This window comes from Endozoicomonas sp., from assembly GCF_965196975.1.
Taxonomy (GTDB): Bacteria; Pseudomonadota; Gammaproteobacteria; order Pseudomonadales; family Endozoicomonadaceae; genus Endozoicomonas.
Map to the genome: position 1 here is coordinate 584033 of NZ_OZ239981.1, position 24253 is coordinate 608285.

Below are 24253 nucleotides of genomic sequence, written 5' to 3' on the forward strand. Positions count from 1 at the left end.
GGAATCCTCGAAATGATGACAAAGAGGGTTCTGGCAAACCAGAGCTGATAAGAAACACAACGGTGCGGGGCTGATTATGACGATGACTTCAGAGTGGTTATCTGTGCTGCCAAAAGCTGAGCTGCACATGCACATTGATGGTAGTCTGCAGGCAGAACGTATGCTGCAGCTGGCGAAGAAAAATGGGATTGATTTGCCCTATAGCACCGTTGAGGATGTTAAAGCTGCCTATCAGTTTGAGGACTTGCAGAGTTTTCTGGACCTGTACTACCTGGGAGCTTCCGTCCTAAGGGAAGAAGATGACTTCTACCATTTGATGATGGACTACCTGGTTAAGTGTCAGGAAGACAATATTGTCCACACAGAAATCATGGTTGAACCCCAAACCTATCTGGCAAATGGCATCGACTTTGATGTGTTTATGTCAGGCTTTAAAAGAGCTATTGCGGATGCCAAGTCACAATGGGGTATCAGTGTTTTATTGATTCTCAGTTTGCTTAAGCATACGACGGAAGATGAGTGTATTGCTGTTTTGAACATGGCAGATGACTATTCGGATGACTTCGTTGCCCTGGGAATGGCCAGCACGGAGATAGGTAATCCGCCGGAAAAATTTCAACGGCTTTATGAACTGGGTAAAGGCAGAGGGTATAACCTGCAGACGCATTCTGGAGAGGAGGGGTCAGCTGATCTTATCTGGGGCAGTTTGGAGACTATGCAGGCTATGCGTATCGATCACGGTGTCCGCTGTACGGATGATCCTCAGCTGGTTGAGCATTTGAAAAAACATCAGATTCCTTTAACGGTCTGCCCTCTTTCCAATGTCCGTCTTCGGGTTTTCGATAAAATTGAAGACCACAACATTATTGATCTACTAAAAGAAGAGGTTCTGGTCACTGTAAACTCAGATGATCCTGCGTATTTCGGCGGATTTCTGAGCGATAATTACCATGCGCTGATCGATGCTTTTGATCTTGATAAAACTGATGTACTTGCCCTGGTGAAAAATGGATTTCGAGCCAGTTATTTGCCTGAAAGCCATATTAAGGCATTTGTGAATGAATTGGACGGAATGCTGGGTGGTTGATCTAGTACCAATTGCATTTTCTAAATCCCTATTGCGCTGTTGATCCGGGCAGAAATTATACGTTAAAGCTCCTCGCCATAGCTTCGGCTATGACTCGTCACTTTGCCTTGCCTTTCTACCCGGATCACCATGCTCACAACGGGTTTAGAAAATTTAATTGGTATAACTGGTTTGCAACTAAGGATACAAAAAAGCACCTCATAAAGAGGTGCTTTTTTATGATTATCGATTTTCTTTAAGAAACTCAATGGAGGGAGCAAAGAAAGCGCAGCCGGTGACTGCGGTGGAGAAGTTCATCAGATGATCATAATGGCCATGAGCATCGGCTTTAATCATCGCTTTCAGCATCAGGTTAAAATGTTTAGGGGTTTTTCCATAGGCAATAAAGAACAGACCTGATTCCCTGGCATCTCCATAAGGCATGCTATGGCGAAGAATCTCCATGCTTTTGCCCTGTTCATCTTTCAGATTGACCCGTTTGATATGGGCTATGGGTGCCTTCTCTTCAGAACTGAACTCAATATTGTCTTCTTTAGTACGGCCAATAATGGTTTCCTGATCTTTCAGCGGACACTGTTCCCACTCTTTCAAATGATGAACATAACGCTGGGTGTGGATATAACTTCCACCGGCAAATGAGCTGTCTTCCTCGCCAACAATAGCAACCGCGGCACGGTTATCACCTTCCGGGTTTTCAGTACCGTCCACAAAACCGGTGAGATCGCGGCTGTCGAGATATCGGAAGCCACTGACGTCTTCCTGAACTTGCACAGTGCTGCCAAGCTGGCGAAGCAACTGGCTCATCAGAATGTAATTCACATCCTTGCGGTCAGAGCGAATGTGCAGCAACAGGTCACCGGCTGTTGCCGGTGCTTCGCGGTCACCATCTTTGACGGCCATAAAAGGACGCAGTGCAGCAGGTTTTCTGGTCGAATACAGCTGTTCCCAGACGTCACTGCCAATACTGATGGTTGAGCTGAGTCTGGCATCTGGATACTGACTGGAAAGGCTTTGGGTTAATTCAGGAATGCCCGATAGCGTCTGGCGGATGTGCGACAGACTGCCACTGGCATTTTCTTTGATCGTTAGTACCAAAAATTGAGCGTCGGAATTGGCATCCGGGGTGATGCCGGACTGAGGCGTTGGCATGGTCTTAAACCTTGAAAGTCTATGAATTGAGTTGTCCGTCACATTTGTGAGCCGTTATGGCCGTCTTTTTGTTAAGCCAGTTTCCAGCGAATAACTGCTTTTGTAGACTGCCTCTCAACCTTGCACTGCAAGGGCGGTCAGACAATGCATCAAATAATGCCGGTGGGTGTTCAGGGGGGACACAGATCTAATTGTGAGCAACCCTGCTGCTCTGGAAGCTTTTGTTGATCCAAGTGAGCCTTCACCGGTTTTGATGGATTGATCATTATACTACCACTACTGAGTCCTTATTACTGTCAGGGATCAATGCAGTCTTTTTTTGTATTAATAAGCATAAATCCAAACATTAATGGCTGACCAGTAGGTGATTACAGCAGAAGTCCAAGGAGTGCTGTAAATGAAATTGATCCCTACCACGGTTCTCGCGTTGGCGTTGTCGTCGATTACGGCAGCCCAGGCCGGTTTAATGGGGCCTCGCCCACCCGTCAATTTGTCAATGGGGCTTGATGGTGCTGCTGCTATGCACAGTGACTCCGCCGCTTCGGATACAACCTATCTCTCCGGACCGGGTGGCGAAGGCTTTAAAACGGAATTTGCTTTTCTTAATGGTGTTTGTTCTACGGTGCTGGTGCGCAGAGATGGCAATCCGCTGGTAGTGTGCAGTGACTTTGGTGATCAGTCACCCATGATATATCTGCTGGATCAGAATACCAGTGCGGTTATGGCTCAGATGCGGGTTGAACTGGGCTCTACCATGGGTGGAATTTATGCTTACCTGGATCACAGGGACCGTGTTGTGATTGCTGATGGGGCTGATGCTCTGTTATGGGTTGAAGCAAAGCAGAAGGATGGTCAGTGGCACCTGGAAAAGCAGAAACGGGTTAACTTATCCCGAGCGGTGCCAAAAGGGGAGTACATTAATGCGCTGAACCCTGATGCTGAGGGTGGTGTCTGGTTTGTGACCGATCAGGCGATGGTGGGGCGCTATGATCCTGAAGAAAAAGAGACGGTTAACTTGCGTTTAGGCAAGGGTGAAACCGTACACAACTCTTTTGCCAATTCTGGTGATGGTAAAGCGGCTATCGCGACCGACCGGGCGTTGTACCTGCTTGAATATGACGATGATGAGATTGAAGTAGTATGGCGTGAGGAATATGACTCTGGCTCCCATCGAAAGCCTGGAAAACTTTCCCATGGAACAGGATCCAGCCCCACCTTTTTTGGTCCAGTGTCGGGTACAGAGTTCCTGACGATTGCGGACAATGCCGATGATGGTGAGCAGCTGTTGATCTTTGATACCGGGGTCAAAGGTAAGCGTGATCCCCTGGTTTGTGAGGTTAATCTGCCCGTTGCTGAAGGTGTCTTTGCCAGTGAGAACTCACCGATTGGTCTTGGGCGCACTGCTATTGTCTCTTCAACGTATGGTTATCCGTACCCTATTGATGACACTTTGCCACCTTCAGTACCTTCTTCAGCACCCATGGTGGGCGGCATGTTCCGGGTCGATATCAGTGAAGACTATAAGCCGGGTAAAGGTGTTGAGGAAAGTAATCCATCTGTTTGCAGCATTGCTTGGGAAAACCCTGTTCACTCTTCTGCGGTACCTAAACTTTCCGTATCAGACCAGCTGATTTATACCGTCGAGCGAAAGGGGGATGATTACTCTTTTATGGCTATTGATTTTCATACGGGTGATACAGGTGCTTCTCAGCCAGTGGGCAACGGTCAGATATTTAATACATTGCAACTGGCAGGTAATGCAGGTTTTAGACAAGCCTACTGGCAGGGAACTACTGGAGGAGTACTTAAGGTGGGTGCTCTCTCAATTTGATAACTGACTCATAGGTTAGCTTCAACCTTTCCAGTCATGAACTCAGACCAAAGTTGTTCCCAGCGCCCCTTACTCTGGATCAGTGCTCTTGTTGTCAAAAGCACTTCCGCTCCTGTTGCTTTCCACCTCATTCCAGAACCACATAATCGTTGCTTTACCAGAGTCTTACAAGCCGCTTCAGTAACTCCTGAACCTATTGGCCAATGGCGTTTAAGCGCCTGATGATAATTCATTAACTGGTGATTGTTTGTAAAATAGCTCACAGCTTTGTAGCGCTTCTCTGTCAGTGCGATTGTCTTTTTCGGGAGCTCGGCTGATTCAATTTCCTGAAGGATTTTTTTGGCTGCTCCACGCTTGTTTTTCAAACTATGTAGCCTGTCTTCAAGCCACTGGTGTCGCTTCGCCTTACTGGTTGGAAACAGTGCTTCCGCTGCTCCAGCTAAATATTCAGATGCATGATAAAAATCGAGTATCTGCCCAGAGGTATGTTGTTTCAAATAACTCCAGTTTTCTCTAGCCCCGTCAGCTACCCCGATGTATGTGGCATTTGGGTAGAGTCGTTTTAGATCTGCAATCTCCTCGTCGAGCTTGCTCATAAAGCTTTGTTTACCATACTCTGGCGAACTGGCTGTATATATCGTGTGAAGCCTGTCTCCATCTGCAGAATATAGGCTCAATGTCCCACACATGGCTTCCCTCCAGCCTTCTTCACAAAGCAGCATGCAGGTTCCATCCAGACCAATGGCTATTGTTTCAACAGGCTCTTTTAGTGGAGGAAGGTGGTAGTGAGTGTCTTGCTGGTCTTCAATTAATGCACCTACTCTGTCCGATAAATGCTTGATATAAGAATTTGAAAGCGTCCTTTGATGGTTGGTCTCAAAATCTTCTTTTACCGCAGGCGCTGGCATCTGGCTGTATTTCCAGGCGATAGACTTGGCAAATTTGGGGGTAGCTGAACCAATAATACCGGCACGAAGATCAAGTGCTGCCAGAGTACTGCCACCTCTGACACCCTGATATACGGAGCGCTCCAAAGGTATACGACCGTATAAGGTTTCATAGTGCTTAAGAACCTTTCCTTTGTAGTTCCACTTCTGCTGATTAACGACGATAGGTTCTTTATTGGGTGATTCAAATAGCCCCAATAACTCTTTTGTTCCAAGCTGCCCGGCTTCATTGAGTGCACGCTGTAAACTATCTTCAAGATTCAGCATGTTGCCTGAATCTATAGAAACTTCAATTTGCAAAACGATGCTTTTGGTAGAGCTGGAAATAACAGAAGCGGGCATGACAGTTAACTATTATGAGTGGTGTTCCCAAAGTAGCTGTGAAAATAGAGCACTATTGTTTCAATCATTCAGAGAGAGCACCCCTTAAGGTTAGCCCCCATTAGTATGCAGAATAGTGACTTTTAAAGCCTTCTTAAAGCGAACCTGTTGGCTTTTAATGAGACCAGCAGGTAAATATGGCCTCCTAAAATAAGTCTGAATCATAGGGTTTCAATTCAATGACCAACCATTCAGATGTTTTTATTATATTTTAGCTGATGTTAGTAAATCAAAAAATCCATAGGGTATGGATGGTTTTTATTTTTTGAAAACACCTCTATAAAGGAGGGGGAATTAATTTCCTGAAGTCTGATTAGATTGACTATGATCTGTTGTTAGTAAATATACTGTTTATTAATTTTGAGGGTGATTATGCCAAGCGTGTCTGTGCCTTTGGGGGTCGCAAGTTTTAATCAGATGACGACTGAAGGATCAGGAAAATACAAGAAGGATGTGGATAAAAAATGTGTTCAATGTCACGAAAATTTTTTCGATATAAGGGGGGTGAATTTACCAGGGAGGTACCTGAGTGGTTTTCCATTTTATAGCGTGGTATTTTCAACGCAATGCGGTAGGGACAAACTACATCTTATTCATACTAGATGCTTATATGATAAAATAAAGGATTTTGATAGTGAGGCAGAAGTTTTTTGTCAGGAGGAGTTATGCAATAGAAAAATCGCTAAGTGCAAAGAGATAAAGAAAAACGTGAAATCTTGGATCGACATTGATGAAGGCTATAACTCTGTCCTTCAATTGGTTTTAGAATATAAAAGAGATGGTAGATTTAATTCTGAGCAGGTAGATGATCTTCAGAGAAAAATTTATGCTATGGGGGGAGTGATTAATGAGGATAGGCATTTAAAAAAGTTGTATATGGATGCAAACATTTTTCTTGGTGATACCTATCTTGATTTATACCAAAGTGAAGAGGGCGTTGATAGAGCAATCAGTGCATATCAGCAGGCTGTAAATTGTTCTGATACTCATGGTGTAGATGCTGAAGAAAGAATGGAAAAAGCAAAAGTGCTTAAAAGTGGGTGGTTGGTCGAAAAAGCACAGAATAATGCAGTAATATTGCTTGAGGATTGTTTTTCAGCTGTTGAAGCTATTCGTAGGGAGTATCGAGACAATAGCGTAATTGTATGCCATCAAGCGGAGTTGCACTTATTAAGAGCAAAATTTGCACTGGATGCCTTTGGGGATAGAAGTGGTCGTTTGTCGGTGCTTGAAAGTGCGCACGTATTTTTTGATGAGCTCCCTAGTGAGAGAGAGAAATTTAAAAAGGCGCTTGAAGCGTTAAGTGAAAAAAAATGTCAGGAGCTGGTATCAATAGCAGAGCAAAGGGTAGGAAATAATCTGAGTAAGTTTTTTGCTCTATTGGAAAAGCTACGTGCTTATTATCCAAAGAATGGCAATATCTATTCATGCCTGGGAAAAATTGCTAAGCAGCATATGGCTGAAATAGAAGAGCTCTTAAAGGATCCTGAGGAAATAGATCCTGATGTATTGAAAGAAGCGTTTGATAGCATAGGATTTTGCCGAAAATATGGAGGGAAAGGGCAAACTTTTAAAAGAAAAGTCCAGGATTTGACCGAGTTATATTTATACCCCCCGAGTGGTAAATTTGATGCTGTTTTGAAAGCGGTGAGGAGGGAACTTCATTCTGTAAGACCTGATTCAGGTCAGTTGGTGAAGCTGTGTGCCTGGTTTGATACTATTGAAAAACAGGGGCGTCATGGGCAGAAGAAAGCATTAGAGCGCCTACGGCCTCGGGTAAATATGCTTTTGAAATAGAGAACGATCATTTCTGGCAAGCAGGTATTGCTGGTACCATTTAAAACGATTTGGAGGGAGATATTACTTATTTTTGTTAATGATGATGCTCTGTACAATACTCCTTTTTAATTAAGGCACAAAAGGAGTTGGTTCTTTGCTAACGGCTTCGGCAACTTATCGGCGTGTATGGCATTTTGCCTGGCCAGCCATTATCTCCAATATTTCGGTTCCGCTGTTGGGGCTTGTGGACGCAGCGGTTCTTGGCCATCTCTCCTCGCCTGAATATCTGGGTGGTGTTGCAGTAGCTGCAACCCTGTTCAGTATGATTTTCTGGGCTTTTGGTTTTCTGAGAATGGGAACCACCGGGCTTGTCGCCCAGGCAAAGGGCCGAAATGACCGTTATGCCCTCAGAAAGTGGCTGTTACAGTCCGTGGTGTTTGCTGCTGTAACCGGCCTCCTGTTGATTCTCTTTTCTCCTTTGATTTTACATTTTGCTTTGCCTTTTTTTGATGCCAGTGAGAGTGTGGCAAGGCAAGCTGAAATCTATTTTCAGACCCGAATATTTTCGGCGCCAGCCGTATTGGTTAATTATGCACTGATTGGCTGGCTGATCGGTATGCAAAAGCCGAAGGGGCCTCTACTTATCCTGGTTCTGGGTAATGCCGTCAATATTGTGTTGGACCTGTTGTTTGTTCTTGGTCTGGGGTGGGCAACTCAGGGTGCCGCGATGGCAACGGTGATTGCTGACTATCTGGCGCTGGCACTTGGACTGTTGATGGTAGGGCGGATTCTGGCGCATGATGGCAGCCAGTTCAGCCGTGAAATGGTATTTGATATTGCCGCTTTTCGTCGGCTGATCATGCTGAATCGCCACCTGTTTGTCCGTACATTATGTTTGTTATCGGTACAGGCGTTTTTTACCGCTCAGGGCGCCCGCCTGGGTGATGAGGTGCTGGCAGCTAATGCGTTGCTGCTTAATTTAATGGTACTGATTTCCAATGGCCTGGACGGCTTTGCTCATGCAGCAGAAGCGTTGACAGGTGAGTCGATTGGCAAAGGAGACCGTCGGCAGTTTCATCAGGTGGTGAGGGTGACCGGTTGGTGTTCTCTGATCTGTGGAGGGCTGTTCTGCCTGTTTCTTGGTCTTGGCGGGAACTCTTTGCTGGGCTGGTTGACCAATATTCCAGAGGTTGCAGAGCAAGCGTCTGTTTACCTGCCATGGCTTGTGGCCATGCCTTTGATTGCAGTCTGGTGTTTCTGGCTGGATGGTGTCTTTATTGGCGCGGTCAGAACCGATATGATGCAGAACACCATGTTGATTGCCACTATTCTGGTTTTTCTGCCGGTCTGGTTTCTCTTTCGTGATCTGGGAAATCAGGGGTTATGGCTGGCTTACACGGTGTTTATGGCCACCCGGGGGCTTGGGTTGATCTGGGTTTATCGCCATTTTAGTAAGAATGATGTCTGGTTTGCTGCCCGACATGACCTTTTATGAGGAGCTGGTTTTGAAAGACTGGTTTAATGTTTGATGTCAGATATGTTGCTTGAAGAGAGAGTCGACACTATTGAAGTACAGCATGAGCTGGACACCTGTGGCCTGTTCTGCCCGGAGCCGGTAATGATGCTGCACAATAAAATCAGGGATATGGCGCCAGGAGAAGTGGTCCGTGTGTTGGCCACCGACCCATCCACTAAGCGTGATATTCCAAAATTCTGCAATTTTCTGGAGCACCCGCTGCTTGCCCATAATGAAGAGGACAACCAGTTTGTGTACCTGATTAGCAAGCGTGTTTAGCTATTTTTCAGTAAAGATCTATAAAAGTCAGCAGTTATACTCCAGACCTGACAGTTACCTATTTTCAGAAGGCTTCAGTCAGGTCAAATTCAAGTTATGCATTCCTTTGCTGATGCTGTTCCGGTTGTGCGGGAATCAGCTCTCTAGAGTAGTTGGGAAGTTGAAGTATTACCCATGCCTTGGGCGGTGGTGCATTATGCTGTGTCTTAAATTGCTCGGTCATTTGTCTCGCTTCGTCTGAGTTAAGGTCTTGATGAAACTTTATATCTTCAAAGTCAACCTCATGTTCCGCTTTTACTAAGTTGTCGTTAGTAATTTTAAGATTCGCGCCTTGTGGTTTTTGATCGTTGTCTTTACTTGTCATGTGATGCAAAACCCTGCAGCCGTGCAAGAGGTTCGTCAAAATGGCTGGCGCTTTTTCTGAATGGCCAAAGGTGGCAACTGTACCCAGTTCTGTGCTGGCGAACTCCAGAAGAAAGCAGGCTTCTTGCCCGGGAATTGACCAGCCTGGATGTTGAGTAGTCAGGTTCTTCGTTAAATTGTCTGCGCTGCTGTCATCGAGGTGGGAATTTTTCTCTATAGTTTTATATAAAGCGGAGGTAACTATTCAGCACCCTTCATATAAATCTGGAATTTTCTGATTTTTCGACCATCATCTTATACTCAATTTTTCTAACAAATCTCCAGTATGGAACCAGACTTCCCAGCTACTCCGTTTACCGAAGCTCTCCTTAAAGAGAATGAAGAGCTTCGGACCGAGAATGCGCTTTTACGGGAACGTTGCAGCGAACTGGAAGAAAGGGTTAATAAAAACAGTCAAAACAGTAGTAAGCCACCATCGTCAGATGGTTATCAAAAGCCCAGTAAAAAAGGGAGTGATAAAGGTGATACATCTTCCAAAGAAGCCCCCTGCTCCTCACAGGAAACACCGAACCCCAAAAGCCTTAGACCATCTTCAGGCAATAAACCAGGTGGCCAGAAAGGTCATCAAGGCTCTTGTTTGAGACGTGTCGCCTTACCCGATTATGTCAGGCATCTGAAGGTTGAAAAATGTTGCTGTTGCCAGTCTTCGCTTATCGATATTAAACCCACCAAATACATTGAGCGACAGGTTTTTGATCCAGGTAGACCCGGAGAATTTGAAGTTACCGCGTACTGGGCAGACGTTAAAGTATGTCCTTGTGGTAAACGGAACACCGCTGAGTTTCCCCAAGGAGTGAAAGCCGCTGCTCAATACGGAGAAGTGACTCAGGCAATGGCTGTTCATTTAAACCAGTATCACTTCATCCCATATCACCGGGTGTCTGAGTATTTCAATACTATTTATTGCATGAGTGTCAGCGCAGGCTCTGTTGCCAATTTTGTTGCCTATACCCATGAGAACCTGGCCTCTACTGAGCAGAGTATCCGCGATGCTTTACAAGAAAGTCCGGTTGCAGGAGCGGATGAAACTGGCATGCGGGTTGACGGTTCACTGTGGTGGTTACACATTATGCGAGATGACCAATGGACGCTTTACTACCTCTCAGAAAGGCGAGGTTGTGAAGCAATGGATGCAATGGGCATCCTGCTGACTTTTGCAGGCATTCTGGTTCACGATCATTGGAAGTCCTACTTTGCCTATGCGGCAGTGCATGTGCTTTGTAATGCCCATCATCTGAGAGAGCTTCAGGGAGTTGTCGATAGGGATGCGAATAAGCTGGCTCTGCGGCTGATGAAATTGCTTACGCTCTCCTGGCACTTCTGCAAGAAATACAAAGCAGCCGGTCTGACTCAAATGCCTGGTGCAATACAGCTTCGCATTGAGACGATATACGACCAAATCCTTCAAAGGGCTCTCACGAAGGAAACCGCTTATATGGAAAAACAACGACAGGTGCTTGGACGTAAGAAGGTCAGGAATACCAAGGCCTACAACCTGTTCAAAAGGCTTATTGAGTTTAAGGTTGAAACGTTGCGCTTCATGTCGGACTTTTCAATTCCCTTCGATAACAATGGCAGTGAACGTGATGCCAGGATGGCCAAACTTAAGCAGAAGATCTCAGGCTGCTTCAGAAGCGAAGACGGAGGTACCATGTTTACCCGAATCCGAAGCTATTTATCATCTGCTAAAAAGCAGGGGTTGAACATATTTCAGGCGCTTCTTAAAGCGGTTCGAAATTACAACAATACGCCTTTGCTGGGTGCTGAATAGTTACGTTCAAAGAATGACAATGCAAAAAAACACACCAATTATTTTAAGCGGACATAAAAAAAGAGCCGCATAGCGACTCTTTTCAAAGGGTTCAGCAAATAAAGGGGTTACTTAACCACTTTCAAATGAGGGCGCCCGGACTTCTTCGGTGGCTGAGGAGGCTCTTCATCCGACACTTCTGCCTGAATTTCTTCCACCTCTTCCTGTTCATCAAGAGGTTCCGCCTCAAAGACCATACCCTGCCCATTCTCCTGGGCATAGATAGCCATCAATGCCGGAACCGGTACGGTAATCGTCAAGGCGCGACCACCAAAGCGACCGTCAAACATGATGTAATCATTACCAATATTCAGAGCACGCACCGCCGTCGGCGAGATATTCAGCACAATCTGGCCATCCTTAACGTACTCCTGGGGAACCTCAACGCCACGGCGATGGGCATCCACCAGAATATAGGGTGTGCAATCATTATTAAGAATCCATTCATACAATGCTCTGGCAATATACGAACGGCTACTGGTCATTGTCATAACAGCCTCCGGACAAACACTTCACGCCGCCAGCCAGGTTACTCACGCATTTCCTTTTCGATTTCAGAAAGGCTCTCCTGGAACGACTCACGCTCAAATAAACGCTCAGCATAGTCCAGAATAGACTTACCCTGCTTAGGCAGTTCAACGCCCAGCACCGGCAGACGCCAGAGGATGGGTGCCACACAGCAGTCCACCAGAGTAAACTCTTCGCTCATAAAGAACGGCATTTCAGCAAAAATGGGCTCAACAGCCAGCAGACTCTCACGCAGCTCTTTACGAGCACGAGCCGCAGGTGTCTCCTTGGTTCTGGGATCCAGAATAGTATCCACCAGAGCGCACCAGTCTTTCTGAATGCGGTGCATCATCAGTCGGCTCTGGGCACGGCTGACTGGATAAACTGGCAACAGCGGTGGATGAGGGAAACGTTCGTCCAGATATTCCATCATGACGTTTGGCTCATAAAGAACCAGTTCCCGGTCAACCAGCGTAGGTACGTTGTTGTAAGGGTTCAGATCGGAAAGCTCCCGAGGAAGGTTCTCCGGATTAACATTCTGAACGTCAACAGCAACGCCCTTTTCTGCCAGAACAATACGAACCCGGTGACAGTAATGGTCAGCTGGATCCGAGAAAAAAATCATGGATGACTTTTTGGCAACTACAGCCATGAAGTACCCCCGCCTTCATGCAAAGGATGAGAGAGTTCGGCAACAATCCCGGCCATGACAATAACCAGAGGATGACCACAGGCTACTGCATAACGGGTAAAACAGCCGCCCGCGAAATAACGCACTATCATAGCAAACTTTGCACCTGCCATAATAGCCCTACCAACGCAAATACTTAATACAACAATAACATACCGAAGATACAGCCCCAGCTAAACGCTTTGGAAGCTGCTTTCCGACAGTCTGATTGAAGGGGTGCTCTCTCAATTTGATAACTGACTCATAGGTTAGCTTCAACCTTTCCAGTCATGAACTCAGACCAAAGTTGTTCCCAGCGCCCCTTACTCTGGATCAGTGCTCTTGTTGTCAAAAGCACTTCCGCTCCTGTTGCTTTCCACCTCATTCCAGAACCACATAATCGTTGCTTTACCAGAGTCTTACAAGCCGCTTCAGTAACTCCTGAACCTATTGGCCAATGGCGTTTAAGCGCCTGATGATAATTCATTAACTGGTGATTGTTTGTAAAATAGCTCACAGCTTTGTAGCGCTTCTCTGTCAGTGCGATTGTCTTTTTCGGGAGCTCGGCTGATTCAATTTCCTGAAGGATTTTTTTGGCTGCTCCACGCTTGTTTTTCAAACTATGTAGCCTGTCTTCAAGCCACTGGTGTCGCTTCGCCTTACTGGTTGGAAACAGTGCTTCCGCTGCTCCAGCTAAATATTCAGATGCATGATAAAAATCGAGTATCTGCCCAGAGGTATGTTGTTTCAAATAACTCCAGTTTTCTCTAGCCCCGTCAGCTACCCCGATGTATGTGGCATTTGGGTAGAGTCGTTTTAGATCTGCAATCTCCTCGTCGAGCTTGCTCATAAAGCTTTGTTTACCATACTCTGGCGAACTGGCTGTATATATCGTGTGGAGCCTGTCTCCATCTGCAGAATATAGGCTCAATGTCCCACACATGGCTTCCCTCCAGCCTTCTTCACAAAGCAGCATGCAGGTTCCATCCAGACCAATGGCTATTGTTTCAACAGGCTCTTTTAGTGGAGGAAGGTGGTAGTGAGTGTCTTGCTGGTCTTCAATTAATGCACCTACTCTGTCCGATAAATGCTTGATATAAGAATTTGAAAGCGTCCTTTGATGGTTGGTCTCAAAATCTTCTTTTACCGCAGGCGCTGGCATCTGGCTGTATTTCCAGGCGATAGACTTGGCAAATTTGGGGGTAGCTGAACCAATAATACCGGCACGAAGATCAAGTGCTGCCAGAGTACTGCCACCTCTGACACCCTGATATACGGAGCGCTCCAAAGGTATACGACCGTATAAGGTTTCATAGTGCTTAAGAACCTTTCCTTTGTAGTTCCACTTCTGCTGATTAACGACGATAGGTTCTTTATTGGGTGATTCAAATAGCCCCAATAACTCTTTTGTTCCAAGCTGCCCGGCTTCATTGAGTGCACGCTGTAAACTATCTTCAAGATTCAGCATGTTGCCTGAATCTATAGAAACTTCAATTTGCAAAACGATGCTTTTGGTAGAGCTGGAAATAACAGAAGCGGGCATGACAGTTAACTATTATGAGTGGTGTTCCCATAGTAGCTGTGAAAATAGAGCACTATTGTTTCAATCATTCAGAGAGAGCACCCGATTGAAGCGCTGTCAACCCCTCTCAGACACTCAAATTCACCATGACAGGTGATCACTGGTCCATCTGCAAACATAATGAGCAACTACACTGAACGCTTATAAAATCACTAAAAGACAAGCTAGGAAAACCTTTATTGCATTTGCACCGTACACTTTCATCTGATAGCAATAAGTAATGGATACGCTGTTTTTCTATTAAAGAAGCACCCCGCTGTTTTCATGCGGGTTCTGCTTACTGTCAACTGATTGCTCAAAGTCCCTATACACCGATACTCAGGAGAGGAAACGTGGCTGAGAATACTGCGAGTCAGATAGACTACAGTGTCACCCCAGATGCTCATCCGGAAAAAGTAACTCGAACCCTGGTTCTGAACGAGGGCAACCCCGAGGACAAACGACAGGAGTTGTTAAATTATTTCCTCCAGACATTTGATCAGTATGATCTGCTGTTTGAAACTCTGGCGTGTGAAGAAGCATGGTATGAAAAAGCGATCCCCCTACGCCACCCTCTGATCTTCTATTACGGGCATACCGCCGCGTTTTTTATCAACAAACTGATCACCGCCAAATTGATCTCGGAACGCGTTGACCCTTACATCGAGTCCACCGTTGCCATAGGTGTGGATGAAATGTCCTGGGATGACCTGGACGACAGCAACTACCAATGGCCAACCGTTCAGCAGGTTCGCGACTACCGCAGCAAAGTCAGAGCACTGGTTACCAACTTTGTACAGAATATGCCATTAGAGATACCCATCACCTGGGAGAGCCCAGCCTGGATCATTCTGATGGGGATTGAACATGAGCGTATCCACCTTGAAACATCTTCGGTTCTTATTCGTCAGCTCCCAATCTCATACGTCCAGCCACACAACTACTGGCAGCACTGCACCGAGACCGGGGCCGCACCAGAAAACCGTCTGATTGAAATAACCAGTCGATCGCTGCGTCTGGGCAAAGATTATGATGATTCTCTTTACGGCTGGGACAATGAATATGGACGTTTCGAGGTTGAGGTCGCGCCATTCAAAGCCAGTGAATACCTGGTCAGCAATCAGGAATTTAAAACCTTTATTGATGCCGGTGGTTATGACAACGAACGTTGGTGGACCGATGAAGGCTGGGCCTGGGCGACGTTCAGCAACAATGATGGTAAAGCGCGCCACCCCGAATTCTGGGTGCCCGACGGAGATAATTATCGCTATCGTACCATGCTCGAAGAAATCGACATGCCCTGGAACTGGCCCGTAGACGTTAACTGTCATGAAGCCCAGGCATTTTGTCGCTGGAAGTCAGAAGTAACCGGCAAGCAGATCCAGCTGCCCAGCGAAGCCGAGTGGTATTGCCTGAGGGAATCCATTGATACTGACCAGCCCTGGTGGGATAAAGCACCCGGAAATATCAATCTCGAATACTGGTCTTCATCCTGCCCGGTTGACCGCTTCAGAACAGGGGAACTGTGCGACATTATTGGCAATGTCTGGCAATGGACCACGACCCCCATTGACGGTTATGAAGGATTCCGTGTTCACCCCTGCTACGATGACTTCTCAACCCCAACCTTTGATGGACGCCACAACCTCATCAAAGGGGGCTGCTGGATCTCAACGGGTAACTACGCCATTAAAGATTCACGGTATGCCTTCCGCCGCCACTTCTTCCAGCATGCCGGCTTCCGATATGTAGAGTCCAGTGCCATGACCAATACCTCCAGCAACCCTTATGAGAGTGATGCGCTTGTTGCCCAATATCTGGCATTCCATTTTGGAGAAACCTTCTTTGACGTTCCAAACTATCCGGAAGCCTGTGCCCACATTTGTTACGAAGTCAGTGGTGACACCCCTCGAACCCGAGCACTGGACCTTGGCTGTTCGGTTGGGCGTACGAGTTTTGAGTTAGCCCGCTGGTTCCAGCATGTGGATGGCATCGACTTCTCTGCCCGATTCATTTCTGCTGCAGCAGAACTCCAGGAGCGGGGAAAAATTCGTTACCACGTCCCTACTGAAGGTGAGCTGGGTGATTACTTTATTGCTGATACCACTGAAATAGGCCTCGGTGATATCGATACCAACCGAATCCGTTTCACTCAAGGCGATGCCTGTAACCTGAAACCCATCTATAACGACTATGACCTTGTCTTTGCCGGCAACCTGATTGACCGCCTGAATAACCCGGCGCAGTTTCTGAGCATGATTCATGAGCGCATCCGCCCTGGAGGCATCCTTGTTATCACTTCACCCTATACCTGGCTGGAAGAATACACCCCCAGAGAGAACTGGCTTGGTGGAGTCCGTGAAAATGGAGAAGCCGTTGACACCCATACCGGGCTGCAGAGAGCGTTGAGCAAACATTTTGAGGAGGTACGACCACCTTTTGATATACCGTTTGTGATCAGGGAAACCGCCCGAAAGTATCAGCATACAGTTGCCCAGTGCACAGTATGGAAAAGAAACATCTGACAGAATTGATTTTTCTTCTGAAAAACTGCTTAGCAAAGTAACAGTTCAGACCCTGCCCTCTACTTGAGGGCTATTTTTTTTAAAAAGCTGGAATAGAACCAAACGGTTAAACAAATCTTATTTAAGTACCAATTAATTACATTACAGAAATACCATCCATTTCTACTTTAAATACTCAAAAGGAAAGACATCATTGTCTTTAATGATAAATCAAATAAACCAACAAACTGTTTGATCAGGAGCCTTGAATATGATCAGTGAACCATGTTTCTTTATGAGTACAGAAATCTCTCAACCGGATATTTCTAACCCAGACAACTCAGAAACAGAAGAGGCGACCATAGAGCAATACTGGAAAGCAAGATTAGATGCTATTCATGGTTCTCTTATGAGAAATCCCGACAAAGCCAGAAGAATTGAAGGATTACTGGCTGAAAGGTATGAGCTTAAAAATGACATCACAGATGACCCTGCAAGAGAAAAATTTGCTGAATGTGCGTTGGCTTTAGTTAACTGTTCAACAGATGAAACCATTGACTTGATTCACAAAATATTGGAAACAGGCTGGGATCTTGAGACATCATCAAAGGCTGCAGAAAAATCAAAAGAGGATATAGAGGTCAAATTGGATGAAAAAGTAATGATTCAAGAACGTCAATCCTGTTTGCAACAGACGCTCAAGGAACATAGAGCTCTATTTCAAGAAGAAACCATCCCTAAAATGACTCAGGCATTGAGACAGTTTGAAACACAAGTCAGCAACGGGAGAGGGCTGGGAGTTTTTCCCGAAATGAGCTTTGATTTAAGCCGACCTGATGAATACGCCAAGTTTGAGGCATTCAGACAATATCCTTCTTCATGTGATGCAATGAGGCGTGAGGATTTACTCCCTGAGCTAGAAACATCGATCATTGAAGTTATCAATCCATCCTCCGCTTGTAACTATTCAGCACCCAGCAAAGGCGTATTGTTGTAATTTCGAACCGCTTTAAGAAGCGCCTGAAATATGTTCAACCCCTGCTTTTTAGCAGATGATAAATAGCTTCGGATTCGGGTAAACATGGTACCTCCGTCTTCGCTTCTGAAGCAGCCTGAGATCTTCTGCTTAAGTTTGGCCATCCTGGCATCACGTTCACTGCCATTGTTATCGAAGGGAATTGAAAAGTCCGACATGAAGCGCAACGTTTCAACCTTAAACTCAATAAGCCTTTTGAACAGGTTGTAGGCCTTGGTATTCCTGACCTTCTTACGTCCAAGCACCTGTCGTTGTTTTTCCATATAAGCGGTTTCCTTCGTGAGAGCCCTTTGAAGGATTTGGTCGTATATCGTCTCAATGCGAAGCTGTATTGCACCAGGCATTTGAGTCAGACCGGCTGCTTTGTATTTCTTGCAGAAGTGCCAGGAGAGCGTAAGCAATTTCATCAGCCGCAGAGCCAGCTTATTCGCATCCCTATCGACAACTCCCTGAAGCTCTCTCAGATGATGGGCATTACAAAGCACATGCACTGCCGCATAGGCAAAGTAGGACTTCCAATGATCGTGAACCAGAATGCCTGCAAAAGTCAGCAGGATGCCCATTGCATCCATTGCTTCACAACCTCGCCTTTCTGAGAGGTAGTAAAGCGTCCATTGGTCATCTCGCATAATGTGTAACCACCACAGTGAACCGTCAACCCGCATGCCAGTTTCATCCGCTCCTGCAACCGGACTTTCTTGTAAAGCATCGCGGATACTCTGCTCAGTAGAGGCCAGGTTCTCATGGGTATAGGCAACAAAATTGGCAACAGAGCCTGCGCTGACACTCATGCAATAAATAGTATTGAAATACTCAGACACCCGGTGATATGGGATGAAGTGATACTGGTTTAAATGAACAGCCATTGCCTGAGTCACTTCTCCGTATTGAGCAGCGGCTTTCACTCCTTGGGGAAACTCAGCGGTGTTCCGTTTACCACAAGGACATACTTTAACGTCTGCCCAGTACGCGGTAACTTCAAATTCTCCGGGTCTACCTGGATCAAAAACCTGTCGCTCAATGTATTTGGTGGGTTTAATATCGATAAGCGAAGACTGGCAACAGCAACATTTTTCAACCTTCAGATGCCTGACATAATCGGGTAAGGCGACACGTCTCAAACAAGAGCCTTGATGACCTTTCTGGCCACCTGGTTTATTGCCTGAAGATGGTCTAAGGCTTTTGGGGTTCGGTGTTTCCTGTGAGGAGCAGGGGGCTTCTTTGGAAGATGTATCACCTTTATCACTCCCTTTTTTACTGGGCTTTTGATAACCATCTGACGATGGTGGCTTACTACTGTTTTGACTGTTTTTATTAACCCTTTCTTCCAGTTCGCTGCAACGTTCCCGTAAAAGCGCATTCTCGGTCCGAAGCTCTTCATTCTCTTTAAGGAGAGCTTCGGTAAACGGAGTAGCTGGGAAGTCTGGTTCCATACTGGAGATTTGTTAGAAAAATTGAGTATAAGATGATGGTCGAAAAATCAGAAAATTCCAGATTTATATGAAGGGTGCTGAATAGTTACCTTTGAACTATGCTGTTCTCTGTTACAGTTTGGGGTGAAATTGTCCAGGGCAGAACAGGAAGAAAAATGAAGCTTGCAATTATCAGTGGCAGTCATCGGCTGGAATCCCAGAGTGAGCGGATCAGCCGTGCTTTGGCAGATCGAGTGCTTGAGCTTTCCTTATTTGACTCGGTTGAGATTCTATCGCTGGCGGGAAACCCGCTGCCCCATTGGGATGAGTCTATCTGGAGTGGTGATGAGGAGTGGAAGGCCAGGTTGGCACCCTGGAAGCAGAAGCTAAAAGAGGCAGATGCGCTGATTGTTGTGGCACCCGAGTGGAATGGCATGGTGCCGGCAGGACTGAAGAATTTCTTTCTTCTATTTGGTACTGCTGAGCTGGGCCATAAGCCTGCATTGATTACGGCTGTTTCTGCCGGCCAGGGTGGTGCATATCCTGTGGTGGAGCTTCGTACCAGTAGTTATAAAAACAGCAGAATCTGCTATCTGCCGGATCATTTGATTGTTCGTCATGTGGGACAGGTCTTTACGGGTGAAGACCCTGAGGGGGATAAGCACTTACAGGAAAGAGTGGACTATTGTCTCAAATTACTTAAGGAATACTCAACAGGGTTAAAGCTGGTTAGAGAGAGTGGTGTGATTGATCACAAAACCTTTCGAAATGGCATGTAATCAAAATTGGTTTGTGACAAACAAAAAAAACTCCAGCAAAAGCTGGAGTTTTTTTATGGGGGGGTTAGATAAACAAGCTGAAGATCACGGCAACCACGGCACCGGTGGTACCAATGATGGTTTCCATCACAGTCCAGGTTTGCAGGGTTTGCTTTTCGTTCAACCCCAGGTAGCGGTTAGCCAGCCAGAAGCCTGAGTCGTTAACGTGAGAAAGTACGATCGCACCACCACCGATTGCAACGGTGACTGCTGCCAGCTGTGCGCCAGACAGTGCCAGAGGCTCCAGCATTGGCAGGATCAGGCCGCAGGCAGTCAACATGGCTACCGTTGCAGAACCCTGAATAACACGAACGGCAGCCGCCAGGATGAAGGCCAGGATAACAATCGGCAGGCCTGTGCCAGCCAGCATGTTACCAAGCGCCTGACCAACACCAGAATCCACCAGTACCTGCTTGAAGACGCCACCGGCACCGGTTACCAGGATGATAACGCCCGCTGGCTGCAGAGCGGATCCACAGATATTCATCACTTCATCTTTGGTATAGCCGCGCTTGATGCCCAGCAGGTAGCAGGCAGCAAGACAGGCAACCATGATGGCAGTGAATGGGTGGCCAATAAAGGTCAGCCAGCCGTGAACGGTAGAGCCAGCTTCAACAAAACGGGAGCCAATGGTCTGTAGGCCGATCATCAGCAGAGGCAGGATGATCAGGGCGAATGCCAGGCCAAAAGATGGCAGGGTGCCGTTGCGGTCTTTGAATTCTTCGCTGGCGGCAGCGTGTGCAGGCAGTGGTACATCAACGATTTTGCTGATGAAAGAACCAAACATAGGGCCGGCAAGAATCATGGCTGGAATAGAAGCAGACAGACCAATCAGAATCATCCATCCAAAGTCGGCGCCCAACTGAGAAGCAACCAGAATTGGACCGGGTGCAGGGATCAGGAATGCCTGACAGGTAGCGATACCTGCAAGCAGGGCGATACCCATTTTAACAACGCTTTCCTTGCTCTTTCTGACGATGGCAAAGACGACACCGATCAACAGTACAACAGCTACGTCAAAGAACAGTGGCAGTGCGCAGATAAAGCCCGTGAAGGTAATTGCCCAGTTGGCCTTCTCATTACCGAAACGTGCCAGCAGGGTCTGGGCGATGCGATCGAGAGCGCCGGTGGTTTCCATGACCTTTCCGAACATGGCACCAAGAGCAACCACAACGGCAACGAAGCCCAGTGTTCCACCCATACCTTTCTGGATAGTTGCGGCGATGTCAGCCGGATTCATGCCGGTAGCGATACCTGCAATCATGGACACCAGAATCAGTGCTACTACAGCGTGCAGTCTGGCTTTCATCACCAGAAACAGGAGCAGCAGGATGGAGCCGGCTGCGGTATATATCAGAGAAAGATCCGACATGATTGATTCGTCTCAAAAAATTTAAAAACTTTTCATGATTCAATGTTACGGGTAACATGTTACCCGTAACATGCTGTTTGAAGAAGTTTATTCTCTGTATTTTTTCGATAACTATTGATCGAGATCAAAAAAGTGAGTGGCAAAACATTTGTAGTAATGGGTGTATCCGGTTCTGGCAAGTCTACTGTAGGTGAGTCACTCAGCCGGGCAATCGGTGCCAAGTTTATTGATGGTGATGATCTCCATCCCAGGGCTAATATTGAGAAGATGGCTGGTGGAAATCCACTGAACGACGATGATCGTCAGCCATGGCTGGAAAGAATTCGTGATGTCTGCTTCAGTGTGCAGGCGAAAAATGAAACGGGTGTTGTTGTTTGTTCTGCTCTGAAAAAACAGTACCGAGACATCATTCGTGAAGGTAATGACCAGGTTTATTTTATCTTCCTGGATGGCAGTTATGATCTGATCCTTGAAAGAATGAAGGCTCGCCAGGGACACTTTATGAAAGAGACCATGCTGCAGAGCCAGTTTAATACCCTTGAAGTACCCGGCGCTGATGAAATGGGTGTCGCCCACGTTGATATCTCCAGCGATATTGATCAGGTGGTGGCCATGGCCGTTGAAGCTTCTGCCAGTTTTACCAGAGAGGTTGCGGCATGAACCCTATCGTGCTTGAAGTGACGCAGAGGATTGCCGAGCGCAGTGCGTCACTTCGTCAGAACTATCTTGACCGCATGGAGCACCAGGCCAGTACCGGCAAAATCCGCAAGTCCCTCAGCTGTGGCAATCTTGCTCACGCAGTGGCGGCCTGTGGTACCCAGCAGAAAGACACCATTCTTAACTTTACCCGTGCCAATGTGGCGATTATCTCAGCGTACAATGATATGTTGAGTGCGCACCAGCCGTACCAGGATTACCCGTTTACCATTAAGGAAACGCTGGCACAGCAGGGGCACAGTGCCCAGGTGGCTGGTTGCGTGCCCGCCATGTGTGATGGTGTGACCCAGGGGCAGGCCGGGATGGATATGTCCCTGTACTCCCGGGATGTTATTGCCCAGAGCGTTGCCATCAGTCTCAGCCATAACACCTTTGACGCAACCCTGTTGCTGGGCGTATGTGACAAGATTGCTCCGGGTCAGCTTATTGGTGCGCTGTCGTTTGGTCATCTGCCAACGGCTTTTGTTCCTTCTGGGCCTATGCCGACGGGTATTACCAATGATGAAAAGGTAAAGGTCCGTCAGCAGTATGTTGCCGGCGAAGTGGGTAAAGATGCGCTGCTTACCATGGAGTGCAATGCTTACCATGCGCCCGGTACCTGTACCTTCTATGGCACGGCCAATACCAACCAGCTGGTATTTGAAGCCATGGGGCTTATGTTGCCGGGCTCCGCGTTTATTCCTCCTGGCACCGAATTGCGTGATGCATTGACTCAGAAAATTGCAGGGGATATCGCCAGCAAAATTCATGGAGCCCCTGCCTATCGTCCGCTCTTTAAGGTGCTGGATGAGAAAAGTCTGGTCAATGGCCTGGTGGCTCTGCTGGCTTCTGGTGGCAGTACTAACCATTCTATCCATATGATTGCTGTGGCCCGTGCGGCTGGCTTTATCCTGACCTGGGATGATTTTGATGCGCTGTCACAGGTGGTTCCGCTGTTGACCCGTGTCTATCCAAATGGTCCGGCTGATATCAACCAGTTTCATGATGCTGGTGGTGTGCCTGTTCTGTTGGCAGCTCTGGCGGAACGTGGCTTGCTGCATATGGATGCTGTGCCCTGTTATGGAACCATGGCCGACTATTTAAAAATGCCGGAACTGGACAATGGTCAGCTGGTCTGGAAATCCATGTCCGGAACACGCAACCCTGAAGTGATTGCTGACTCCGAGCAGGTCTTTGCGGTAACTGGCGGGCTGAAAGTGCTCTCTGGAAACCTTGGGCGTGCCGTTATCAAGGTGAGTGCGGTAGCGGAAGAACATTATTCGACGACTGCGCCTGCTTTGGTCTTTAATTCCCAGTATGACGTGGAAGCAGCTTATAAGGCTGGCAAGCTGAATCAGGATGCAGTGATTGTTGTTCGTTTCAACGGTCCTGCAGCTAATGGTATGCCAGAGCTTCATATGCTGATGCCAATTCTGGGTAACCTGCAGAAGGCAGGCTATAAGATTGCTCTGTTGACTGACGGACGTCTATCAGGTGCATCCGGAAAGGTGCCTGCTGCTATTCACGTTACTCCGGAAGCGCAAATGGGTGGTCCTCTGGCTTATTTGCAGGATGGTGACCAGGTGACGGTTAATGCAGTCACTGGTGAAATTGCTGTGCATACCGACCTTTCTGCCCGTGAAGCGCATTGTCCGGATCTGTCAGATCTGCACCATGGATACGGTCGTGAATTATTCAATGGTTGTCGCCAGTCTGTTTCCAGTGCGGAAGAAGGTGCATCCATCCTGTTTTGTCGAGGTGTGAAATGAGTCAGTGGGCGATACATCCAGCAGCCGTTTTTGCTGCGTCTCCGGTTGTGCCGGTGATGGTGATTGATCATGTAGAAGATGCGGTACCCATGGCTCGTGCATTGAGTGAGGGTGGTATCAAGGTGTTTGAAATCACCCTGCGCACGGATGCGGCGTTAGAAGCCATTCGTCAGATTGCAGAAGCGATGCCTGATGCCATGGTGGGAGCGGGAACGGTAATTAATGCATTCCAGTACGATGCGGCGGTAAAGGCGGGTGCAAAATTTGTCATTTCACCCGGAATGACACCAGAACTTCTGGCGCATGCCAGCCAGTGTTCAGCACCATTGATTCCTGGCTGCGCAACGCCTTCTGAAGTGATGCAGGCGCTTTCTCATGGTTATGATCACCTGAAGTTTTTCCCTGCAGAAATCAACGGCGGTGTTAAGGCGCTCAAAGCGATTTCTGCACCATTGCCTCAGGTGCGTTTCTGTCCAACCGGTGGTATTGGTCCTGATAATATCAAGGACTACCTGGCGCTGAGTTGCGTAGCAACGATTGGGGGTTCCTGGATGCTGCCTGCTGACCTGGTTGCATCTCGCAATTGGGCCGAGATCTCTCGTCTGGCTGCTGAAGCGGTTGCCATGGCTTCCTGATTTCTAGGCTTTAAAGGCGCTGGTGACACTGGGGTTATTTTTTCTCAGTGTGGCCAGCGCCTTTTTTGGTA

At 47.1% G+C, this 24253-nt stretch carries 21 protein-coding genes; 12 read left to right on the forward strand and 9 right to left on the reverse strand.

The features are described from left to right. Positions 1 to 76: 76 nt before the first annotated feature. Entirely contained in the window at positions 77 to 1087 is a 1011-nt protein-coding gene (locus tag ACOCLE_RS02595; RefSeq protein WP_419535392.1) for an adenosine deaminase, read from the forward strand. Between the two features lie 222 nt (positions 1088 to 1309). On the opposite strand, the gene ACOCLE_RS02600 is transcribed toward ACOCLE_RS02595, so the two are convergent. After that, the gene (locus ACOCLE_RS02600) at positions 1310 to 2236 is read right to left on the reverse strand and encodes a Dyp-type peroxidase (protein WP_419535393.1); all 927 of its coding nucleotides are present in this window, start codon (positions 2234 to 2236) and stop codon (positions 1310 to 1312) included. A 397-nt stretch (positions 2237 to 2633) separates the two neighbouring features. On the opposite strand from ACOCLE_RS02600, the gene ACOCLE_RS02605 reads away from it, so the two are divergent. Next, positions 2634 to 4067 (forward strand): hypothetical protein, encoded by a 1434-nt coding sequence (locus tag ACOCLE_RS02605; RefSeq protein ID WP_419535394.1) that lies wholly within the window; start codon positions 2634 to 2636, stop codon positions 4065 to 4067. 8 nt (positions 4068 to 4075) lie between these two features. Here the strand turns inward: ACOCLE_RS02605 and ACOCLE_RS02610 are convergent, their stop codons facing one another. Beyond that, positions 4076 to 5356 carry an ISKra4 family transposase gene (locus ACOCLE_RS02610; protein ID WP_419532972.1) on the reverse strand — a complete coding sequence of 427 codons (1281 nt, stop codon included), beginning with the start codon at positions 5354 to 5356 and terminating at the stop codon, positions 4076 to 4078. 411 nt (positions 5357 to 5767) lie between these two features. On the opposite strand from ACOCLE_RS02610, the gene ACOCLE_RS02615 reads away from it, so the two are divergent. From ACOCLE_RS02615 to tusA, 3 genes are all read left to right on the forward strand, one after another. Next, positions 5768 to 7192, forward strand: coding sequence for a hypothetical protein (locus ACOCLE_RS02615; RefSeq protein ID WP_419535395.1), 1425 nt, complete (start codon positions 5768 to 5770; stop codon positions 7190 to 7192). 136 nt (positions 7193 to 7328) lie between these two features. Continuing rightward, entirely contained in the window at positions 7329 to 8669 is a 1341-nt protein-coding gene (locus ACOCLE_RS02620) for an MATE family efflux transporter (protein WP_419535396.1), read from the forward strand. Between the two features lie 33 nt (positions 8670 to 8702). Continuing rightward, positions 8703 to 8969: a sulfurtransferase TusA gene (gene tusA / locus ACOCLE_RS02625; RefSeq protein WP_419535397.1), complete on the forward strand. Its 267-nt coding sequence runs from the start codon at positions 8703 to 8705 to the stop codon at positions 8967 to 8969. A 94-nt stretch (positions 8970 to 9063) separates the two neighbouring features. Here the strand turns inward: tusA and ACOCLE_RS02630 are convergent, their stop codons facing one another. Beyond that, positions 9064 to 9333 (reverse strand): hypothetical protein, encoded by a 270-nt coding sequence (locus tag ACOCLE_RS02630; protein ID WP_419535398.1) that lies wholly within the window; start codon positions 9331 to 9333, stop codon positions 9064 to 9066. Between the two features lie 324 nt (positions 9334 to 9657). On the opposite strand from ACOCLE_RS02630, the gene tnpC (ACOCLE_RS02635) reads away from it, so the two are divergent. After that, positions 9658 to 11163 (forward strand): IS66 family transposase, encoded by a 1506-nt coding sequence (tnpC, locus tag ACOCLE_RS02635; RefSeq protein ID WP_419532963.1) that lies wholly within the window; start codon positions 9658 to 9660, stop codon positions 11161 to 11163. Between the two features lie 107 nt (positions 11164 to 11270). Here tnpC (ACOCLE_RS02635) and ACOCLE_RS02640 read toward each other — a convergent pair whose 3' ends face one another. The 4 genes from ACOCLE_RS02640 to ACOCLE_RS02655 form a co-directional block, all read right to left on the reverse strand. Next, the gene (locus ACOCLE_RS02640) at positions 11271 to 11693 is read right to left on the reverse strand and encodes a ClpXP protease specificity-enhancing factor (RefSeq protein WP_419535399.1); all 423 of its coding nucleotides are present in this window, start codon (positions 11691 to 11693) and stop codon (positions 11271 to 11273) included. A gap of 38 nt (positions 11694 to 11731) precedes the next feature. After that, positions 11732 to 12361 carry a glutathione S-transferase N-terminal domain-containing protein gene (locus tag ACOCLE_RS02645; RefSeq protein WP_066014034.1) on the reverse strand — a complete coding sequence of 210 codons (630 nt, stop codon included), beginning with the start codon at positions 12359 to 12361 and terminating at the stop codon, positions 11732 to 11734. Beyond that, a complete protein-coding gene (locus tag ACOCLE_RS02650; RefSeq protein WP_238593629.1) occupies positions 12352 to 12492 on the reverse strand; it encodes a hypothetical protein in 141 nt (46 codons plus the stop codon). Before ACOCLE_RS02650 ends, ACOCLE_RS02645 begins: the two co-directional genes overlap by 10 nt. Positions 12493 to 12641: 149 nt before the next feature. Next, the gene (locus ACOCLE_RS02655) at positions 12642 to 13922 is read right to left on the reverse strand and encodes an ISKra4 family transposase (protein WP_419532972.1); all 1281 of its coding nucleotides are present in this window, start codon (positions 13920 to 13922) and stop codon (positions 12642 to 12644) included. 371 nt (positions 13923 to 14293) lie between these two features. On the opposite strand from ACOCLE_RS02655, the gene ovoA reads away from it, so the two are divergent. Both ovoA and ACOCLE_RS02665 read left to right on the forward strand, forming a co-directional pair. Further along, positions 14294 to 16465, forward strand: coding sequence for a 5-histidylcysteine sulfoxide synthase (gene ovoA, locus ACOCLE_RS02660; protein ID WP_419535400.1), 2172 nt, complete (start codon positions 14294 to 14296; stop codon positions 16463 to 16465). A gap of 250 nt (positions 16466 to 16715) precedes the next feature. Beyond that, complete coding sequence (locus ACOCLE_RS02665) at positions 16716 to 17441, forward strand: hypothetical protein (RefSeq protein ID WP_419535401.1); 726 nt, start codon at positions 16716 to 16718, stop codon at positions 17439 to 17441. Here ACOCLE_RS02665 and tnpC (ACOCLE_RS02670) read toward each other — a convergent pair. Then, the gene (gene tnpC, locus ACOCLE_RS02670; protein WP_419532963.1) at positions 17408 to 18913 is read right to left on the reverse strand and encodes an IS66 family transposase; all 1506 of its coding nucleotides are present in this window, start codon (positions 18911 to 18913) and stop codon (positions 17408 to 17410) included. The genes ACOCLE_RS02665 and tnpC (ACOCLE_RS02670) overlap by 34 nt on opposite strands. A gap of 155 nt (positions 18914 to 19068) precedes the next feature. On the opposite strand from tnpC (ACOCLE_RS02670), the gene ACOCLE_RS02675 reads away from it, so the two are divergent. Next, a complete protein-coding gene (locus tag ACOCLE_RS02675; RefSeq protein WP_419535402.1) occupies positions 19069 to 19671 on the forward strand; it encodes an NADPH-dependent FMN reductase in 603 nt (200 codons plus the stop codon). Between the two features lie 64 nt (positions 19672 to 19735). On the opposite strand, the gene gntU is transcribed toward ACOCLE_RS02675, so the two are convergent. Further along, positions 19736 to 21082, reverse strand: a complete 1347-nt coding sequence (gene gntU, locus ACOCLE_RS02680; RefSeq protein ID WP_066014032.1) for a gluconate transporter — start codon at positions 21080 to 21082, stop codon at positions 19736 to 19738. 132 nt (positions 21083 to 21214) lie between these two features. On the opposite strand from gntU, the gene ACOCLE_RS02685 reads away from it, so the two are divergent. The 3 genes from ACOCLE_RS02685 to ACOCLE_RS02695 are packed head-to-tail and all read left to right on the forward strand — an operon-like array spanning position 21215 to position 24182. Beyond that, positions 21215 to 21742 (forward strand): gluconokinase, encoded by a 528-nt coding sequence (locus ACOCLE_RS02685; protein WP_066014038.1) that lies wholly within the window; start codon positions 21215 to 21217, stop codon positions 21740 to 21742. Further along, positions 21739 to 23547, forward strand: a complete 1809-nt coding sequence (gene edd, locus ACOCLE_RS02690) for a phosphogluconate dehydratase (protein ID WP_419535403.1) — start codon at positions 21739 to 21741, stop codon at positions 23545 to 23547. The genes ACOCLE_RS02685 and edd overlap by 4 nt, the downstream gene beginning before the upstream one ends. Next, entirely contained in the window at positions 23544 to 24182 is a 639-nt protein-coding gene (locus ACOCLE_RS02695; protein WP_419535404.1) for a bifunctional 4-hydroxy-2-oxoglutarate aldolase/2-dehydro-3-deoxy-phosphogluconate aldolase, read from the forward strand. The genes edd and ACOCLE_RS02695 overlap by 4 nt, the downstream gene beginning before the upstream one ends. The last annotated feature ends 71 nt before the right edge of the window (positions 24183 to 24253 follow it).

Excerpts from the sequence above, each read along its gene's own strand:
- ACOCLE_RS02595 (WP_419535392.1), top strand. The coding sequence starts at position 77 with ATGACGATGACTTCAGAGTGGTTATCTGTGCTGCCAAAAGCTGAGCTG.
- ACOCLE_RS02600 (WP_419535393.1), bottom strand. The coding sequence starts at position 2,236 with ATGCCAACGCCTCAGTCCGGCATCACCCCGGATGCCAATTCCGACGCT.
- ACOCLE_RS02605 (WP_419535394.1), top strand. The coding sequence starts at position 2,634 with ATGAAATTGATCCCTACCACGGTTCTCGCGTTGGCGTTGTCGTCGATT.
- ACOCLE_RS02610 (WP_419532972.1), bottom strand. The coding sequence starts at position 5,356 with ATGCCCGCTTCTGTTATTTCCAGCTCTACCAAAAGCATCGTTTTGCAA.
- ACOCLE_RS02615 (WP_419535395.1), top strand. The coding sequence starts at position 5,768 with ATGCCAAGCGTGTCTGTGCCTTTGGGGGTCGCAAGTTTTAATCAGATG.
- tusA (WP_419535397.1), top strand. The coding sequence starts at position 8,703 with ATGTCAGATATGTTGCTTGAAGAGAGAGTCGACACTATTGAAGTACAG.
- ACOCLE_RS02630 (WP_419535398.1), bottom strand. The coding sequence starts at position 9,333 with ATGACAAGTAAAGACAACGATCAAAAACCACAAGGCGCGAATCTTAAA.
- tnpC (WP_419532963.1), top strand. The coding sequence starts at position 9,658 with ATGGAACCAGACTTCCCAGCTACTCCGTTTACCGAAGCTCTCCTTAAA.
- ACOCLE_RS02640 (WP_419535399.1), bottom strand. The coding sequence starts at position 11,693 with ATGACAATGACCAGTAGCCGTTCGTATATTGCCAGAGCATTGTATGAA.
- ACOCLE_RS02645 (WP_066014034.1), bottom strand. The coding sequence starts at position 12,361 with ATGGCTGTAGTTGCCAAAAAGTCATCCATGATTTTTTTCTCGGATCCA.
- ACOCLE_RS02650 (WP_238593629.1), bottom strand. The coding sequence starts at position 12,492 with ATGATAGTGCGTTATTTCGCGGGCGGCTGTTTTACCCGTTATGCAGTA.
- ACOCLE_RS02655 (WP_419532972.1), bottom strand. The coding sequence starts at position 13,922 with ATGCCCGCTTCTGTTATTTCCAGCTCTACCAAAAGCATCGTTTTGCAA.
- ACOCLE_RS02665 (WP_419535401.1), top strand. The coding sequence starts at position 16,716 with ATGATCAGTGAACCATGTTTCTTTATGAGTACAGAAATCTCTCAACCG.
- tnpC (WP_419532963.1), bottom strand. The coding sequence starts at position 18,913 with ATGGAACCAGACTTCCCAGCTACTCCGTTTACCGAAGCTCTCCTTAAA.
- ACOCLE_RS02675 (WP_419535402.1), top strand. The coding sequence starts at position 19,069 with ATGAAGCTTGCAATTATCAGTGGCAGTCATCGGCTGGAATCCCAGAGT.
- gntU (WP_066014032.1), bottom strand. The coding sequence starts at position 21,082 with ATGTCGGATCTTTCTCTGATATATACCGCAGCCGGCTCCATCCTGCTG.
- edd (WP_419535403.1), top strand. The coding sequence starts at position 21,739 with ATGAACCCTATCGTGCTTGAAGTGACGCAGAGGATTGCCGAGCGCAGT.
- ACOCLE_RS02695 (WP_419535404.1), top strand. The coding sequence starts at position 23,544 with ATGAGTCAGTGGGCGATACATCCAGCAGCCGTTTTTGCTGCGTCTCCG.